The organism is Pseudarthrobacter scleromae (genome assembly GCF_014644515.1).
Taxonomy (GTDB): Bacteria; Actinomycetota; Actinomycetes; order Actinomycetales; family Micrococcaceae; genus Arthrobacter; species Arthrobacter scleromae.
In genome coordinates, this window is the sequence record NZ_BMKV01000002.1 from 587532 (window position 1) to 603596 (window position 16065).

General features: G+C 66.3%; 14 protein-coding genes. 4 read left to right on the plus strand and 10 right to left on the minus strand.

Annotation, left to right across the window (positions count from 1 at the left end):
• Positions 1–13: 13 nt before the first annotated feature.
• Positions 14–313 carry a DUF4193 domain-containing protein gene (locus IEX33_RS07570; protein ID WP_174178421.1) on the minus strand — a complete coding sequence of 100 codons (300 nt, stop codon included), beginning with the start codon at positions 311–313 and terminating at the stop codon, positions 14–16.
• 134 nt (positions 314–447) lie between these two features.
• On the opposite strand from IEX33_RS07570, the gene IEX33_RS07575 reads away from it, so the two are divergent.
• Together IEX33_RS07575 and IEX33_RS07580 are read left to right on the plus strand one after the other, a co-directional pair.
• Positions 448–1056 carry a TetR/AcrR family transcriptional regulator gene (locus IEX33_RS07575; RefSeq protein WP_229675277.1) on the plus strand — a complete coding sequence of 203 codons (609 nt, stop codon included), beginning with the start codon at positions 448–450 and terminating at the stop codon, positions 1054–1056.
• Positions 1053–2039 carry a DMT family transporter gene (locus IEX33_RS07580; protein WP_229675278.1) on the plus strand — a complete coding sequence of 329 codons (987 nt, stop codon included), beginning with the start codon at positions 1053–1055 and terminating at the stop codon, positions 2037–2039. Before IEX33_RS07575 ends, IEX33_RS07580 begins: the two co-directional genes overlap by 4 nt.
• Here the strand turns inward: IEX33_RS07580 and IEX33_RS07585 are convergent.
• Positions 1956–2255, minus strand: a complete 300-nt coding sequence (locus tag IEX33_RS07585) for a DUF3040 domain-containing protein (RefSeq protein WP_229675279.1) — start codon at positions 2253–2255, stop codon at positions 1956–1958. The two genes, IEX33_RS07580 and IEX33_RS07585, sit on opposite strands and share 84 nt — an antisense overlap.
• 96 nt (positions 2256–2351) lie before the next feature.
• Positions 2352–2885 (minus strand): DUF488 domain-containing protein, encoded by a 534-nt coding sequence (locus IEX33_RS07590; RefSeq protein WP_229675280.1) that lies wholly within the window; start codon positions 2883–2885, stop codon positions 2352–2354.
• Between the two features lie 237 nt (positions 2886–3122).
• Here IEX33_RS07590 and malQ point away from each other — a divergent pair, with 237 nt between their 5' ends.
• Positions 3123–5360 (plus strand): 4-alpha-glucanotransferase, encoded by a 2238-nt coding sequence (malQ, locus tag IEX33_RS07595; RefSeq protein WP_188729021.1) that lies wholly within the window; start codon positions 3123–3125, stop codon positions 5358–5360.
• Positions 5361–5511: 151 nt separating this feature from the next.
• Here malQ and IEX33_RS07600 read toward each other — a convergent pair whose 3' ends face one another.
• Entirely contained in the window at positions 5512–8700 is a 3189-nt protein-coding gene (locus tag IEX33_RS07600; RefSeq protein WP_407681607.1) for an alpha-amylase family glycosyl hydrolase, read from the minus strand.
• A 349-nt stretch (positions 8701–9049) separates the two neighbouring features.
• Positions 9050–10096, minus strand: a complete 1047-nt coding sequence (locus IEX33_RS07605; RefSeq protein ID WP_188729023.1) for a lactonase family protein — start codon at positions 10094–10096, stop codon at positions 9050–9052.
• A 101-nt stretch (positions 10097–10197) separates the two neighbouring features.
• Between IEX33_RS07605 and IEX33_RS07610 the strand changes: the two genes are divergently transcribed.
• Positions 10198–11061 carry a putative protein N(5)-glutamine methyltransferase gene (locus IEX33_RS07610; RefSeq protein WP_188729025.1) on the plus strand — a complete coding sequence of 288 codons (864 nt, stop codon included), beginning with the start codon at positions 10198–10200 and terminating at the stop codon, positions 11059–11061.
• A 43-nt stretch (positions 11062–11104) separates the two neighbouring features.
• Here IEX33_RS07610 and IEX33_RS07615 read toward each other — a convergent pair whose 3' ends face one another.
• The 5 genes from IEX33_RS07615 to IEX33_RS07635 all read right to left on the minus strand — a co-directional run bounded on the left by IEX33_RS07615 (position 11105) and on the right by IEX33_RS07635 (position 16058).
• Complete coding sequence (locus IEX33_RS07615; protein WP_188729027.1) at positions 11105–11707, minus strand: maleylpyruvate isomerase family mycothiol-dependent enzyme; 603 nt, start codon at positions 11705–11707, stop codon at positions 11105–11107.
• Between the two features lie 55 nt (positions 11708–11762).
• Positions 11763–12431, minus strand: a complete 669-nt coding sequence (locus IEX33_RS07620; RefSeq protein WP_188729029.1) for a maleylpyruvate isomerase family mycothiol-dependent enzyme — start codon at positions 12429–12431, stop codon at positions 11763–11765.
• 124 nt (positions 12432–12555) lie between these two features.
• Complete coding sequence (locus IEX33_RS07625) at positions 12556–14613, minus strand: HNH endonuclease signature motif containing protein (protein ID WP_308421966.1); 2058 nt, start codon at positions 14611–14613, stop codon at positions 12556–12558.
• Between the two features lie 587 nt (positions 14614–15200).
• Positions 15201–15680, minus strand: coding sequence for a YtxH domain-containing protein (locus tag IEX33_RS07630; protein ID WP_188729033.1), 480 nt, complete (start codon positions 15678–15680; stop codon positions 15201–15203).
• Between the two features lie 111 nt (positions 15681–15791).
• A complete protein-coding gene (locus IEX33_RS07635) occupies positions 15792–16058 on the minus strand; it encodes a GlsB/YeaQ/YmgE family stress response membrane protein (protein WP_104185602.1) in 267 nt (88 codons plus the stop codon).
• Positions 16059–16065 lie beyond the last annotated feature (7 nt).

Consider the following 16065-nt stretch of genomic DNA (forward strand, 5'->3'; position numbering starts at 1 on the left):
CAAGGCTGCCGACCTAGGACTCACACTCCTTGCAGTACTTCCGGCCGTCCTTTTCCCTGGCGAGCTGGCTGCGGTGGTGCACCAGGAAGCAGGACATGCAGGTGAACTCGTCGGCCTGGACCGGCACCACCTGGATCAGCAGCTCCTCGTTGGACAGGTCCGCCCCGGGCAGTTCGAAGCTGTCCGCGAGCTCGGTCTCGTCGACGTCGGCGATGGCCTCCCTTCGGCCCGACTTCTCGGTCTTCAGCTCCTCGAAGCCGCTGTTGGGCTCCTCCTCGGGCGTCACCCGGGGAGCGTCATAGTCAACTGACATTGGTGCGTTCTCCTGTCGACTGGATGCAGTTCCTCCTGAACAGAGCAACAACAGAACGTGGGCTTTGGATATTCCCCGGCCGATTTATAGGTAGACTGACCTACCTACCTGCCGCCGTCCATCAAGGAGGCCTTTTGTCCGCCAGGAATACCGCTGCGCACACGCCTGCGCCGCCGAGGCGTCCGGCCCGCGCGCTGCTGCTTCAGGCTGCGGCGCGGCTCTTCTATACACAGGGCGTGGCCGCTACCGGCATCGACACAATCACCACCGAAGCCGGGGTGGCCAAGAAGAGCCTCTACAACAACTTTGCCTCCAAAGCTGAACTGGTAGCGGCGTACCTCGAGGCCCGGCATGCGGAATGGCTGGGGCTGTACAGCAGGCGGCTGGAGGATGCCAGGAGTCCCCGCGAGCGGGTGCTGGCCGTTTTTGACGCCTATACGGACCATGCCAACGCCGCCTACGTCAACGGGTTTCGTGGATGCGGACTGCTCAATGCGGCCGCGGAACTGCCAGCAGGTGCGCCGGGGCGGCTGGCGGTCCGGAAGCACAAGGAAGAGGTTGAGGAACTGCTGGCACGGCACGTGGCCGAGGTGCTTCCTGCAGGCGATGGCCGCGCCGCCGGACTGGCCCGGCACCTGGCCTTCCTCCTGGAGGGTGCCATGGCCCGGGCCGGACTCGAGGGCAATGATGCGTGCCTGAAAGAGTGCCGGACCATCGCTGCCCGGCTGCTGGCGGACGTGTGAAAACGGCGGCCGGTTCGGCCCACGCGCCGCTCTGGGGCGCTTTGTGCGTGGTGGCGGCTTCCGTGCTGTGGGGCACCACGGGCACCGCTGCCACGTTCGCGCCGTCCGTGAGTCCGCTGGCCATTGGTGCGGCAGCCATGGGCATCGGCGGCCTGCTGCAGGCGCTGTACGCCGCCAGTGCAGTCAGGGAACAGTGGCCGGGCCTGCTGGACCGCTGGCGTTTGCTGTCCCTGGGCGCGGCTGCGGTGGCTGTCTATCCGCTGGCCTTCTACAGTTCCATGCGGCTCTCCGGCGTGGCGGTGGGAACGGTGGTATCCATCGGTTCCGCGCCGGTGGCAGCCGCGCTCATCGAGCGCTTCGCCGACGGCAAACACCTCACCCGCCGCTGGATGGCGGGAGCCCTGCTCGGCGTCTCGGGCGCAGCACTGCTGTCCTTCGCCGGGCATGCGCCGGCCGGTTCCTCCGGCAATTCCTGGACATCGCTGGCCGGGATAGCCCTGGGCCTGCTGGCCGGCGCCACCTATGCCCTCTATTCCTGGGCAGCGCACCGCCTGATCGGCGGCGGGCTGTCATCGCGGGCGGCCATGGGGGCAGTCTTTGGTCTCGGCGGACTGCTGTTGATGCCCGTGCTGGCAGTCACCGGCAGGCCCCTGGTTGAGTCATGGGCCAATTTCTCGGTGGGCGCCTACATGGCCCTGGTCCCGATGTTCGCCGGGTACGTCCTGTTTGGATGGGGCCTGGCCAGGATCAGGGCCAGCACCGCCACCGGGATTTCCCTGCTTGAAACCGTGGTGGCCGCTGGGCTGGCGGTCCTGGTGGTGGGTGAGCGGTTGCCGCCGCATGGCTGGCTTGGCGCCGCCGTCGTCCTTTTCAGCCTCTTTGTCCTGACGCCGGGGCGGTCAGCCCGCCGGCCGCTCCGGCCGCCTTCCCCGCCCGGGAAAAAACTTGCCCAGCAGCAGGCCGGTGCCCAGCCCCACGAGTGAAAGCCCCAGCACCACCAGCACAACGATCTGGCCGCTGAGGCCGGCGATCAGCAGTACAAGCCCGGCCAGGCCGGCGAGCGCGCCGAAAAAGAGGTCCAAACGGAACCTTGGCGCGGGGTAGCCGGAGAGCAGCTCCATGGCCAGGTGGGGGTCGTCGGCGATCAGCCCCAGCTCCAGCTCCTTGAGCAGCCGCCGTTCCTCGTCGGACATTGGCATGGGATGCCCCTGGTTTCCGGGTAAAAGGGATATCGGTATCGACGCTAAAACTCCCGTGCCGCTGCGTCAAGAGGCCGGACTGCGCCGCCGCAAGCATCAATCCAGGACGTCGTACCGCAGTACATTCCCCAGGACCCTCACGCCCTGGGTGGGGACGTGCGGGGTGGACTTGGCCGGCGGCATCAGATGTGCGACGGGCAGCCCGGCGAGCAGGAGGCAATGGTCCGCGATGAGCCTACGGTGGCACCGCCACCACACGGTTTCGCTGCACATGATGGCAGTGTGCGCAGTGTGTTCCAGCTGTGCCGCAGCAACGAGCTCTGCCGCTGCAGCGGCGAAGTCAGCGGTGCGCATGTAGGCGGCGTAGGCCCGGAACGACTCATTGCGCAGGGCAGCATCGGGGGAATCGGGAGGAAGCTTGCGGAAGCCACCAAGCCGCCGTTCCCAGCGGTAGCTGATGCCAGCCTCGGGAAGCCACGACTCCATGCGGTCCTTGCCGAAATGCGGGTGGTTCCTGCTGCCCGGCCCGATCCGGACGTCCACCAGCGACGCCACACCGGCGTCTTGCAGGCGCGAAGCGAACTCCGCTTGGGAAGCGGTCCCGTGACCGACAGTGAACAGGGCCCTCACGCAAGCAATGATAGGCACGGCTCCGAGCCCTCTCCCAACAGGCCGGGCTGAAGGGACGAACAGCCGGGAAGCAGCGGGTCCCCGCATGTGACCAGGCCATAATCCAGGCCTTGGTTTCGTCTCTGCGCCGCCCTGCAATAATCTGAACCAATCGGTTGTGCGCGGGGGTGCAGGCGCCCGGTGCAACAGGCAGCACTGTAAGTTCGGGCGACATCACACCAGACGAGGCGGACACGCATGACGGCTTCAGACCAGCAGCACCCACAGCGCACAGGGATGCCAACAGACCCTCCCGGGCTTTCGCCCGCGGCGGGCGGGGCTGCTGCCGGCGTGGCCGTGGACCCCCATTTGCTCCAGAAACTGGCCGATGCGCATGGCGTGGGCACCTCGTTCCAAGGCTGGGACGGACTGCCGCACAGTGTGGCTGAAGGGACGCTGGTCAAGGTCCTGGCTGCCTTGGGGGTGCGGGCGGACACGAACCAGGCCATCGAGGCCGCACTGGCGGAAGCTGAACTGGCCCCCTGGCGGCGGATGTTGCCTCCCGCCGTCGTTATCCAGCAGGGTGAGCCCGCGCTGGTCCCGGTCCATGTGCGAGATGGCGCCGCAGTGCAGCTGGGCATCGCCCTGGAAGGCGGGGCCGGCTCTGTAGACGCGGTCCAGGAAGACGTCCGGGAACAGCCCCGGGAGGTCGACGGCGTGGCCACCCGCCGCATGACCTTCGCCCTCCCGCAGGACCTGCCCCTCGGCTGGCATACCCTGAACGCACAGGCCGGCGGCGCCAGCGCGTCGGCCACCCTGGTGGTGACGCCGCGCCAGCTCACCACCGCGCAGCCGCTCGAACAGCGCCGCGGCTGGGGGCTGGCCACACAGCTGTACTCCGTCCGGTCCAGGCGCTCCTGGGGGATCGGTGACTTCGCCGACCTCGCCGACCTTGCCGCCATCAGCGGCGAACGCGGGGCCGACTATGTGCTGGTCAACCCGCTGCATGCGGCCGAACCCGTGCCGCCGGTGCAGCCGTCGCCGTACTCGCCGTCCACACGCCGGTTCTTCAACCCGCTCTACATCCGCATCGAGGCTGTTCCCGAGCTGGCGTACCTCAAGCCGCGCCGGCGCGCCGTGGTGGAGAAGCTCCGGGAGGAGGTGTCCGGGCTGAACAAGGATGGCGCGCGGCTGGACCGGAACGCCGTTTACGCGGCCAAGCTCCAGGCCCTGGAAATGCTCTACCACGCACGCCGCTCCCCGGCCCGGCAGGCTGCCTTCGATGAGTTCTGCCGGATCTCCGGGCAGGGACTGGACGATTTCGCGCTGTGGTCCGCCATTCGGGAGGACCTCGCGCCGGATGACCCGCTGTGGACCGATCCCGCCTGCGCGCTGGGCACCCCGGAGGCCGAGGCGCTGCGGGAAAAGCTGGGGGACCGGATCGGATTCCACCGGTGGCTGCAGTGGATCTGCGACGAGCAGCTCGAAGAGGCCCAGAGGGCTGCGCTGCGTTCCGGCATGAGGCTTGGGGTGGTGCACGACCTCGCCGTAGGCGTGGACCACAGCAGCGCCGACGCCTGGACACTGCGCGGCGTGCTGGCTCCCGCCACCAGCGTGGGCGCCCCGCCGGACATGTACAACCAGCAGGGCCAGGACTGGGGACAGCCCCCATGGCATCCGGCGCGCCTGGCCGAGGCCGGCTACATCCCGTTCCGGAACATGCTGGCCACCGTCCTGCGGCATGCGGGCGGGATCCGGGTGGATCACATCCTGGGCCTGTTCCGGCTGTGGTGGATCCCGGTGGGAAATGCCCCGGGCGACGGTGCGTACGTGCGTTACGACCACGAGGCGCTGATCGGCATCCTCGCCCTGGAGGCGCAGCGTGCCGGGGCCGTAGTGATTGGCGAGGACCTTGGCACCTTTGAGCCGTGGGTGCGCGATTACCTGGCTGCCCGCGGCATCCTGGGTACCTCCATCCTGTGGTTCGAGTACGACGGCGACTCCCCCCTTGCGCCCGAAAAGTACCGGACGCAGGCGCTCGCCAGCGTCAACACCCACGACCTTCCGCCTACTGCCGGTTACCTCGCCGGGGACCATGTGGCGCTGCGCAGTGGCCTGGGTTTGCTGGAGCGGTCCGAGGCGGAGGAACGCGCGGATCACAACGCGTCCCTGGAGAAGATGCTCGCCCTGGTCCGGGAACGTGGCTACCTGCCCGGGACAACCGCGGGCGGGCAAGCGGAGACGGAAGAGCAAACCATCGAGGCGCTGCACCTCCTGCTCACCCAGACGCCGTCGGTCCTCCTGGGTGTTGCCCTCGTGGACGCGGTGGGGGAGCGGCGGGTCCAGAACCAGCCCGGCACCACCGAAGCGCTGTATCCAAACTGGCAGGTCCCGCTGGGCGGGCCGGACGGTAAACCGGTGTTCCTTGACGACCTTCCCGGCAACCAGCGCTTCAACACGCTGTTGGCAGCGGTTGAAGGGGCCCTGCGCAGCTAACTGTCCGCCAGCAGCCTGTTGCCGCACACAGCTTGTTGCCGCAAACAGCTTGTTGCCGCAAACAGCAATGCGGGGTCACCCTCCGCCCATTTCCGGAGTCCGGAACGGCGAAGGAGTGGCCCCGCATTGACTGTTCGTGAAACGGGTTCCGCTAACCGGCCGTCATCACGTGGGTGAAGTGGTCGTAGCGGAAGGTTGCCGGGCCGCCGCCGTGCTCGAACACGATGTTGGCACCCGGCGACGCGCCGCCCGCGCCGTAGCTGACATTCCATGACCGGTCCAGGGCGGCCTTGAATTCATAGGTGCCGGCGGGCAGGGCCGGAGCGGACAACTTCCACACGAGGTCAGCCGGATCGAGCTGAAGCTGTGCCTGGTCGCAGGCAGGCTCCCAGTCCGCGCCGCAGCCAAGCTCACTGTTCATGCTCCCGGCAGCCGCTACGGCACCGGGCTGCTGGGAGGAGTAAACGGCGCTGAGCAGGCGGGTGCTGTTGTCATAGCGGAACGTCACCGGGCCGCCGGGATGGTCCAGCGTGATGTTCGGCCCGTCGAGCGCACCGCCGGAACCGTAGTTCTCGTCCCAGCCGCCGTTCAGCGCTGCCTTGTATTCGTACTGTCCCTCAGGAAGATCCACTGTGAGCCGCCAGATCTTGTCCGCGGGGTCGAGTGCCATCATTGCCTGGGAACATGCCGGGTCCCAGGGTTCGGCGCAACCCATTGCCTGGTTCAGGGAACCGGCAACCGTCACGGAATCGGGCTGCGGCGCTTCGCCCACCGTCACGGTCCGGGTTTCGCTAACCACACTGAAGCCGGGGCCGCTCAAGGAGGCCCGGTAGGCCACCTTGGCGCCGTCATCGAGCCCGGAGACGTCGTCCTGTGCCGAGTACACGGGCGAGGAATCATCCGTGGCCACCTCGGTCCAGTCGCCGTCCGCCACGCTTCGTTCGAAGGTAACTGTGTGGCTTGCCTTCTCGGGGTCCACGGTGGCACTCAGCTCCACCTGGCCCTCGGCGCTGCTGCCCTCTGCGGGCCTGTCCAGCGTCACGATGGGAGCCGCCACGCTCGCCGTGCGTGGCTGCGAGGTGGCGGTGTGCCCGCCATTGTCCAGCACGGTGGCGCGGTACTCCACGGGCGTGCCGGCGTCCAGCGCGGCCACGTCATGGAACACCTGGTACGGGGCGGTGTCGTCAGTGCCGATGGGCACCCACTCGCCGCCTGCTGTCCTGGCCTCAAAGGTGACCTCGTAGAACGAAGAACCGCCGACGTCGGCCGTCACCTTGAGGCGCCCGTTGTCACCGGGAGCCGCTGCCGGGTCCTGGAGGGCGACGGCGGGCGCGGCCTTGGAGTGCGGGATCCGCCCGGACGACTGGTACACCACGGCGGAGAGCGGCGGGACCGTAACCGTCAGCGTGCCGGCCTCGGACGTCTTGGTTTCAGCCGCAGCGTCTCCGTAGATGCGGGTGTAGTTGCGCTTGTTGATGTAGGTGGGCACCTCCGCGGTCTGCGCCTGTTCGCTGTTGTTCAGGGCCACCACGTACTCGCGCTGGTCCCCGGCGTCCGTGCGGGAGAAGGCGTAGATGCCCTGACCCTCGGAGGCGTACCGGTGCTGGTGTGCGCCGTCGCGCAGGGCCGGGTGCTCCCTGGTGAGGGCGGCCAGCTCGCTGATCTTGCGGTACAGCGGGTGGGCGGTGTTGAAATTGTCGCTGGCGTGCGTGGCATCCGTGCCCAGAAGGTCGTCGTCGAGGTACTCCGGCACCTGGCTGGCGAACAGCGTCTGGCGGGCGTCCTGGTCCCCGCCGGGGCCGGTGAAGCCCTGTTCGTCACCGTAGTAGATGACGGGGTTGCCGCGGGAGAAGTACATCAGCTCGTGGGCGAGCTGGTCGCGTGCCACCTGCTCGGCGTCGGACGATCCGGGGTTGTCCGCGGCGATAAAGCTGCCGATGCGGCCCATGTCATGGTTCCCGAGGAACGTTGGCAACTGGTAGACGTTCGAGTCCGCGTCCGTGTACCAGTCGTCTCCGGCGAAGAACGTCTCCAGCGTGCGGGCGTCCTGGCTCTTGGAGGCGAAGCTGCGGGCGGCGTCCTGGAAGGGGAAGTCCAGGACGGCCTGCATCTGGTTCCGGGTTGTGTACTGGGAGGTGAAGCTCTTGGTGGTGTCGAAGACCTCGCCGAACATAAAGAACTCGTCCTTGCCCTGCGCTTTGGCGTAGCTGAGGACGTCCGGGCCGAACTCCTGCCAGAACTCGTTGTTGACGTGCTTCATGGTGTCGATGCGGAAACCGTCAACGCCAAAGTCGCCGATCCAGGTCTTGTAGATGTCCTTCATGCCGTCCACCACGGTGGGGTGTTCGGTGAACAGGTCGTCCAGGCCGAAGAAGTCACCGTAGTATGCATCCTCGCCGACGAAGGTTGTGTCGCCCCGGTTGTGGTACAGCGTGGGGTCGTTCAGCCAGGCGGGAACCTTCAGGTCCTCCTCGCCGTCCTCCAGTACCGGGATGTAGGGGAAGGAGGTTTCCGGGTCGAGCTTCGGGAAGCTTTCCGAACCGGCGTAGTCGCGGTCGTCGAACACCTCGCCGTCCGCGGTTTTGTACGGAACCTCGTCCTTGGAGGTGTATCCCTTGCGGGCGCCTCCTTCATAGCCGATGACATCCGCGGTGTGGTTGGTGATGATGTCGAAATAGACCTTCATGCCGCGGGAGTGGGCCTCGTCGATGAGGGCTTTCAGCTCATCATTGGTGCCGAGGTGCGGATCGATCTGCGTGAAGTCGGTGATCCAGTACCCGTGGTACCCGGCTGACTTGTCCTCGGGCTGGACTGCCTTGTTCTTGAAGCTGGGGGTGAGCCAGATGGAGGTGGTGCCGAGGCCCTGGATGTAATCGATCTTCTCCAGCAGGCCAGCCAGGTCTCCGCCGTTGTAGAAACCCTTCTTGGTGGGGTCGAAGCCGGACACCATGGGATCGCCGCCCAGCCCGCCGTCGTCATTTGCGGCGCTCCCGTTGTTGAAGCGGTCGGCCATGACGAAGTAGAAGTTCTCGTCCGTGACGGGAGCGCGGAGCGAGTGGAAGGCCGACGCTGCGCCCGGGTCCTTCGGGCCGGGTGCGGCGTGGGCGGGGAGGACTGCCGCTGAAACTGCGACGGCGGCCGCCAGCAGGCCCGCGGCTGAACGGAAGGCGGTGGTTTTGGCGGTGATCTTGGTTGTGGTGCGGGCGGTGGTGCCGGCCCGTTCGGCCCGGTCGGTGCGGTCCGCCCGCTCGGCCCGCTCGGTCTGGGAGGGCGGGGCCGGTGGGGAAGCGGCGGATGTGCGGGCGGGCGCGGACACGCTGGAATGGGTGCGGAATAACAAGGGTGAGACCTTCCTGGGAGCGTCGCTGCTGTTCAGGCTTGCCGAGGAAAAACAGGCGGCAATGATGAGTGCGGGTCACAGGAAAGCCAGCTTTTCCGTGAGGCACGTCACAACTGTAAGCGCTTGCACTGAATAACTCCAGTGATTGTGCGATGGCGTCCGGGGCCGCCTCGCGTTTCTCCCGCTCTGCCGGTCCGCCTCAGAGGCGGGTTGGCAGGGCTCAAGCGGCAGGGCTCAAGTGGCAGTGTTCAAGCGGCAGGGCATACACGGCAGCGCTGCTCCGGACGCCGCCCGGCAGCGCCTATCCGGCAGTCTTCGCCAGCCCTTCCCAGTGCCCAGCCGGGGGCGACTAGATTGAAGGCACCAAGGCGGTTGGCGAGGGGGTCTGCAGGTTGTGGACAACGTCTCCCGGGCAGCCCGTGACGGCGTCCAGGGCAAAGGTGGCCACGTTGTCGGACCGCTCGTGGGCCACGTGGAGCCAGTTCCCCCTCACCAGGTGGTGGCGCGGCCAGTTTCCACCGCTGGGTGTGTCCTTGACGGGAATCAGTTCCGTCCCGCCGGCACCAACCTTGAGCACGCTGATGACGTTGGACCCACGAACGCCCACATACGCATAGGAACCTTGGAAGCCGAGGCAGATTTCCGCGCCGGAGTCGTCCGGGAGGCTGCTGCCCGAGGTTGCCGGACCGCGGAAGACCAGTTCGAATGTCCCCGCATCCGGCCTCACGATGAACACTTCAACGGAGTACTCGGACACCACGAACACGTTTCCGTCCTGGTGCTGCACCAGGTGCCGGGGGCCACTGCCGAAGGGGAGGACAACTTCGTGGTCGGCCACAAGGCCCGTGCCCGGCACGTAGTTCCACACCCGAAGGGTGTCGTGGCCCAGATCCGTCGTCATGATGCGCCCGTCTGCCAGCATCAGGCTTGCGTGGGCGCGGCTCTGCCGGGGCTCACCCGGATTCAGGCTTGTATGGGGATCGACCGACGGCGCAGCAGGGAAACGGCCGGTCATCCCGCCGTCGGCATCCAGTTCGAAGAGCAGGACCTGGCCGTCGCCCCAGCAGGCTACCGTGACGAAGCGGCCCTGCCGGTCCACAGCGACATGGCACGTTGCTTCTCCGGCGCGTTGCGGATCGCCAAGGGGCTCCAGCCCGAAGTCGCCTGAGCGGCGGAAAGCCCGGACCATTTTGCGCTGCTCCGCAACTGCGTACACCACAGGCAGGGTGGGATGAACGGCAACGAACGACGGCGAGTCGGTCTTCGCCGCAGTCCCCAGCCATCCGAGGCTTCCGTCAGGGTTAGCGGCCAGGGCGCCGATGCCGTCGGCACGGCCTCCTCCGTCGGGGGTGTAGGTTCCGGTCCAAATAACGGGGTGCTGGGCAGGCGAAGTCATGGGTCCATCCTGCCAACAAATGGATGCTTTGCGGTGCACTTGCCCACTAACATGGGCCTCCAGCCACGCCATTGGCTGCAGGCCCTTGGGAAGGGATGATGATGCGAACTTACGATGCGACTGCCGCGCCCCTTACCCTTGCTCCCATTGTGTCCGCCCTGCGCGCAGCGGGCTGCGTTTTCGCGGAAGACGAAGCGCAGCTGCTGGTAGCCGAGGCGCCGGACTCCGAAACACTCGCCGAATGGGTGGACTGCCGCATTTCCGGCATGCCACTGGAACACATTCTTGGGTGGGCGGCCTTCTGCGGGGAACGGATCGCCGTGGACCCGGGAGTTTTTGTGCCCCGGCGCAGGACAGAACTGCTGGTTCACCAGGTGGTAAGCCTGCTGCGGCGGGACCGGCCGTTGTCACCGCACCCTGTCGTTGTCGACCTTTGCTGCGGGTCGGGCGCGGTGGGTACAGCTTTAGCCCGGCTGTACCCGGAGGTGGAGCTGCACTCTGCCGATATTGATCCTGCCGCTGTAAACTGTGCCCGCCGCAATGTGGACGCGGTGGGTGGCCGCGTGTATCAGGGTGACCTGTTCGCAGCACTGCCGCCGCAACTTCAAGGACGGGTGCGGATCCTCGCCGTCAACGCGCCTTATGTCCCCACTGAGGCGATAAAAACCATGCCGCCCGAAGCGCGCCTCTATGAGTCACGGGCAGCGCTGGACGGAGGCGACGACGGGTTGGACTTCCACCGCCGTGTGGCGGTAGGGGCCCGCAAATGGCTTGTACCTGACGGGCACCTGCTGATCGAGACCAGTGGGCAGCAGTCCGGGCGGACAGCAGGGATTGTCGCTGAGGCAGGGTTCACCGTGCGTACCGTCCATTCTGATGAGCTGGGCGGGACCGTGGTGGTTGGTGCGCCTCTTTGTGGCGAACGCTCCCGGCGGATTCCAGGGCGTCGTGCGCGGTCTTACTGATCAATCCAGGTCCTTAGCCGGTGGCAGGCCGGGTTGCGCCGCGTTACATCCGCGACCGGAGGATGGGCAGTCCGGGGCCGGCGAGCTCGTCTAGGTAAGGCTTGCGGCCGGCCATGCCCATTACCAGGGCGAGGGTTGAACCGGTGACCATCGGGCCGGTGCCCGCGGCGAACGTTCCATCATCAGCGCGTAACTGCAGGCCGGCCGAAATTGTGTCGCTTTCCACGGTGAAGTTTCGTCCAGCAAAAAAATCGGCCACGACGGTCAGAGCCTCAACGCCCGGCCTCCGGGGAAGTCCCAGCGGTTGGCGGATGTCTTGGGCATGCACCACAACTTCGCCGAGGTAGGCCGCAATGTGGCCGGAGGGCGCTTTAGTACTGCCGAGTATGGCGCGGAAGTGCTCGAGCGTCTCGGCAGGCGTCCTGCCGCGATGCTCGGCCAGCCTGCGCTGATTATGGACGTCGGGACGGAACCGCGCACCCAGTATGCTGCGGAGCCACTGCCACTGGTTCAAACTCGCTGCGGCCGTGAGGTGGGCGAGAACCTGTTCGACATCCCACTGCGAACACAAAGTGGGGTGTTGCCACTGCTCTGCGGTGAGGCTCGCCAGGTCTTCTGCCAGCGCGGTCCGCTCAGCTCGAACCATGGACCATAAGTGTTCGCTTCTCGATGTCGTCATCCGACTCCCTCGCGGCCGGTGCTCACTGGCGACGCTCACGCGAGGCCGACGCGCCAGCGGCTGCCCCGACGAGACGGGAGGCGCCGCTGCCGTCGAGTCTCTCTTGGGCAACCCGGCGCCCGGAGACCGCGAGCAGCAAATCGAGAGGATCGGCCTCGACGTCGTCTCCCTTCCCCCAGGTGGCGCCGGTACTCCGGTCGATCAGCAGCAAGCCCGCGGCACGCTCGCGTCCTCCGCCGAAAGAAACAGGGGTGCGCAGTTGGTAGGAGAGCGCCTGGACGATGGCGTGCCGTGGATAGCTCCCAGACGTGCCCAGGGGGCGGCGAATGTCCTCGCCGTGGACAATGGCCTCGACCAGACGTGTAGCGACGTTTGCCGGCGGCGTGCGAGTGAACTCAGCAACCTCCCTGAATGCGCTGAGCGTGTCCTGTGGGTCCTGCCGCTTCTCCCGGGCTATACCGTTCTCGTTCGCACGATCGAAGTCCATGCGTGCCATCACCAACTCCCGGGCGAACGAGAGCCGGCTGGTTAGCGCCGTATCCACCATATGAGCCAGGACGTCATGAATGTCCCACCCTGGGCAGAGTGAGGCGAGGTTCCACTGTTCGTCAAGCAAACCCGAGAGATCAGCGGCCAGTTGGCGCCTCTCGGAGTGGACAACTTGCCAGACAGTAGCTGCTGACGCGCGCATGCCGGTTCTTTCGTCCGTGTGGGTGTGAACTGCAGATCGTCTCGAAGAATACCGAGATAGACATTATCGGGAAACATGCATCTTCGGGACCGGTTCATCGAACATATCAAGGCTATGAGTCCTCTTACTCCAGCTGTGTCCGCGGTGGCGGGGGTGGTCTGAAGTAGTAATTCTGTTGCGGTTTTTGCTGGGGGTCGATGTGTGGCGGGGGCGTGAACCAGGGTGTTCCGTGGCGGGACGTGATGGTCCATTGTTCTTTGTGTACGAGGTGGTGGTGCGCTGAACAGAGAAGTGCGCCGTTGCTGGCAGTTGTGGGTCCGCCGTTTGACCAGTAGGTGATGTGGTGGGCTTCGCACCACGGTGCTGGAATGGTGCAGTTGGGGAAGGTGCAGCCTTGATCGCGGGCAATGAGGGCTAGGCGTTGGGCCGGGGTAAAGAGGCGGGTCTTGCGTCCCAGGTCCAGAATCTCGCCCTGGGTGCCCAGGACTGCGGGGATGATATCGGCGTCGCAGGCGATCTTGCGCAGGGTAGCGGCGGCCACTGGACCGGTAAAGACGAAGTTCCCCGCCCCGGAATTTGGTCCTGTTCCGGTTACGGTGCGTGTATCCGTGCCTGTGGCTGCTCCAGTGTGAGCGCGTGTGCCTGTGGCTGCTCCAGTGTGAGCGCCTGTGCCTGTGGCTGCGCCTGCGCCTGTGTCAGTGCGTGTGCTTGCGCCGCCCGCGCCTCGGCTCCACGGGCCTGTTTCCTGGCTTCCGAGGGAGGTGGGGCGGTGGGGAAAGAGGTCCTGGTAGTTGATGGTAGCGATGATCTGGGGCCGGTTGCCGCCGGTGGCAGGCAGGGCGTTGGTGGTGAGCCCTGCTTTGACGGCGCCGATGATGCCGTCGAGTTGTTTTTGGGGACGGGTGCGACGTTCCAGGTCCGGGCCCGTGTCCTGGTGCGAGTCTTTCCAGACAGTGCCCTGCACGGCCGCACTTCCGTCTCCGCTTGCAGCGGCCAGGACTCTGTCCAATGTGGCGCCGTCCAATGCGGCGCCGCTGTCTGTGTCGGTTTCGGTCCGGATGCGTGTCCCGCTGCCGGCATCAGTATCGATGCCGATTCCTGTCCCTGTCCCTGTCCCTGTCCCAGTCCCGGTGGAGACGGTAGTGCGGGGGTTAGTGGCGGCGTTCATGGCGGTGAGGAGGTGTTCGTACTGGTCTGTGGTGGCGAAGATTTCGAGTCGGTGCAGGCCATGGCGGGGTTTGCGGATGAACGCGCCCTGGGTGTGGCGGAGGGCTTCTTCGCTGGGTTCGGTGCCGTCGGCGTCGATAGTCTCGGCCCAGCGCTGGGCCAGGCGGGCCACGAAGTCGGGGTCGGCCGTGGCCGCGGCGGTGGTGAGTTCGTGTTCAACCCGGTCCAGGGCGTCCGGAGTGGTGTGGTGCCGGATCCGGTCCAGCGCAGCGGTGATGATTGTCCCGGCGTAAGAGGACACTGCTGGTGCTGAAGCCCGCTCCGGCGAGACCCCTTTCATGCCCTCGTCCGTACCTTCGTTCGTGTCTTTGCCCGTGTCCGCGCCTGTTTCCTCAGGAGTTGCTGCGCCATCGGCTGGCCCGGCCGTGAGTGGGGTGGCTGCCGGGGAAAGGGCGCGTGCGAGGTGTGGCCGGGCCGGTGGGAGGGGTTCGCCCCTGAGGCTGGTCCCGGGCAGGGCCTGGTCAGCGAGTGCGAGACGGCGGCGGGCCTCGCGCAGGGGGATCCGGAGCCTGAGACGGAGGAACTCCGCGGTGTTCCTGCACCCGTCGTCGGCCGGAGAAGTCACGACCGGCACTACGCCACTGGTCCCGGTTTCCGCAGCGGGAAGGACTATGCCTCCAGCCGCAGTGGCTGCGCTGGGCGTCGGGTCGCTGGGTGCGGGGCGGTTAGGTTTCGAGTCGTTGGGGTCCGCGTCGCCCGTTGTGGCCTGGGCCGGCCAGTCGGCGTCTGTCTCGTTGAGTGTTTCAACGCCGTTGTCCCACCCGGTGACCCAGCCCCGGGACCGGGTGGACCGGGCGGCAGCCGCTGCGATGATCGCTTCGCTTCGGGTCCGGTCCACAGCCCCGGCAGCGAGTAGCTGCAGGCATTCAATACTCCGGGCGAGGTCCTCAACCTGGCCGGCGAAGTCGGAAGCCTGGACGTAGCCAGCCGCTGCAAGGGTATCCGGGGCAGCCATGGCCGCAGCATTGAGGAGGTCCCCAATTCCTGCCAGCCCGGCTTGTGGCTGCCCAGCTGCTTCCCCGGTACGTCCGGAGGCGCCATCAACAGCCAATGCCGGGAGCGAATGAGTCCCGGCAGTGGGTTTCGGAGTACGTTCGCCAGCCACTGCAGAGAGGTGGCCCGGGATGACAGGCCGGGTGCCTGACGCATGTGGAGAGCTTGTTGTTCCGGTTTTGGCAGGTGGAGGGAAGTAACATGCATTGCGGAGCAGGGCGGTGTAGCCGCCGGACTCTGCAAGCTGGTTTCCCATCACCTTCATGGGACAACTCTGCCAAGGACCACTGACAAAATGGTCGGCCAAAGCGGCTATGTGGATAACCCGGGAAGCCGGTACCAGCTTGAGCGGGTTATCCACATAGCCGCGGAGCCGTCTGGCAGTTAGCTGTCGAGGAGAATACCCGCTTCAGTGGTTAAGACGCCGCTGGCCGCCGCGTCCCCCAAGGATCGCGACGGCCAGCAAAGCCATTCAGTTGTAGCACAGACAAGCGTCTATTGCGTTGTCAAGCGGAAGCCGCTCGTCCGCAAGCCGCCGGAGCTGCCTGTTCAGGACTTCGAATCAGTTTCGTCCGAGGTGCCGAGGTTCTGGGTTTCCGGGTGCGTACTGTGCGCGGGGATGTGGCCCTCGCCAAGGTCGTCGTCGCCCGGGGTACCGGCAACACGAGTGCCGGTAGTTCCAGCAGCGCCGATTCCGCCCGAAGTACCCGCAGCGCTGGTGCCGGAAGCGCCGGCTGATGTGGCGGCGTCGGACGTTGGTGACTTCTTCTCACCCGGGGCGCCCTCGCGGTGCATCGCCGAGCCGATGACCGTACCTGCCCGGCGGGCGGCCTCACTCAACTGGTCCGCGACTTCAGGAGCCTTTTCCTTGATGGTCTCCGTAGCTACGGCAACCTTGTCCTGCACAGGCTTGCTGTCCCAGATGCCGGCGGCCCTGGCCTTGAGTTTGTCGTACGCTGCCCGGCCCGACCGCGATCCGAGTACGTATCCGGCGGCAATTCCTACGCCCAAAAGAAGTTTGTTTTTCATGATGAAATCCTGCTCCCTGAAAAGGTTCAGTTCCGGCCAGAGAGGCCGGGAGATAGGAAAACCGGCCTGGGGATGTTGTCCCCAGGCCGGTTTCCCTGGCTGGCGCGGCAGTTAGCTGCGTGCGCCACGCTTGGTGATCATGCCGTATACCAGCAGCACGATAAGTGCGCCGCCGATGGCCAGCAGCCACGTCTGCAGTGAGAAGAACTCCTGCAGTCCTGTGCCGAAGATCATTCCGCCGAGCCAGCCGCCGAGGAGTGCTCCGACGACGCCCAGGACCAGGGTGATGATCCAGCCGCCGCCCTGACGGCCCGGGAGGATCGCCTTGGCGATCGCGCCAGCAATAAGGCCGAGAATTAGAAATGCAATGAATCCCATTTTTTGT

What these genes read in the sequence shown, in the direction of transcription:
- IEX33_RS07570 (WP_174178421.1), bottom strand. Translation starts at nt 313, where the DNA reads ATGTCAGTTGACTATGACGCTCCCCGGGTGACGCCCGAGGAGGAGCCC.
- IEX33_RS07585 (WP_229675279.1), bottom strand. Translation starts at nt 2,255, where the DNA reads ATGCCAATGTCCGACGAGGAACGGCGGCTGCTCAAGGAGCTGGAGCTG.
- malQ (WP_188729021.1), top strand. Translation starts at nt 3,123, where the DNA reads ATGACGGCTTCAGACCAGCAGCACCCACAGCGCACAGGGATGCCAACA.
- IEX33_RS07605 (WP_188729023.1), bottom strand. Translation starts at nt 10,096, where the DNA reads ATGACTTCGCCTGCCCAGCACCCCGTTATTTGGACCGGAACCTACACC.
- IEX33_RS07610 (WP_188729025.1), top strand. Translation starts at nt 10,198, where the DNA reads ATGCGAACTTACGATGCGACTGCCGCGCCCCTTACCCTTGCTCCCATT.
- IEX33_RS07615 (WP_188729027.1), bottom strand. Translation starts at nt 11,707, where the DNA reads ATGGTTCGAGCTGAGCGGACCGCGCTGGCAGAAGACCTGGCGAGCCTC.
- IEX33_RS07620 (WP_188729029.1), bottom strand. Translation starts at nt 12,431, where the DNA reads ATGCGCGCGTCAGCAGCTACTGTCTGGCAAGTTGTCCACTCCGAGAGG.
- IEX33_RS07625 (WP_308421966.1), bottom strand. Translation starts at nt 14,613, where the DNA reads ATGGCTGCCCCGGATACCCTTGCAGCGGCTGGCTACGTCCAGGCTTCC.
- IEX33_RS07630 (WP_188729033.1), bottom strand. Translation starts at nt 15,680, where the DNA reads ATGAAAAACAAACTTCTTTTGGGCGTAGGAATTGCCGCCGGATACGTA.
- IEX33_RS07635 (WP_104185602.1), bottom strand. Translation starts at nt 16,058, where the DNA reads ATGGGATTCATTGCATTTCTAATTCTCGGCCTTATTGCTGGCGCGATC.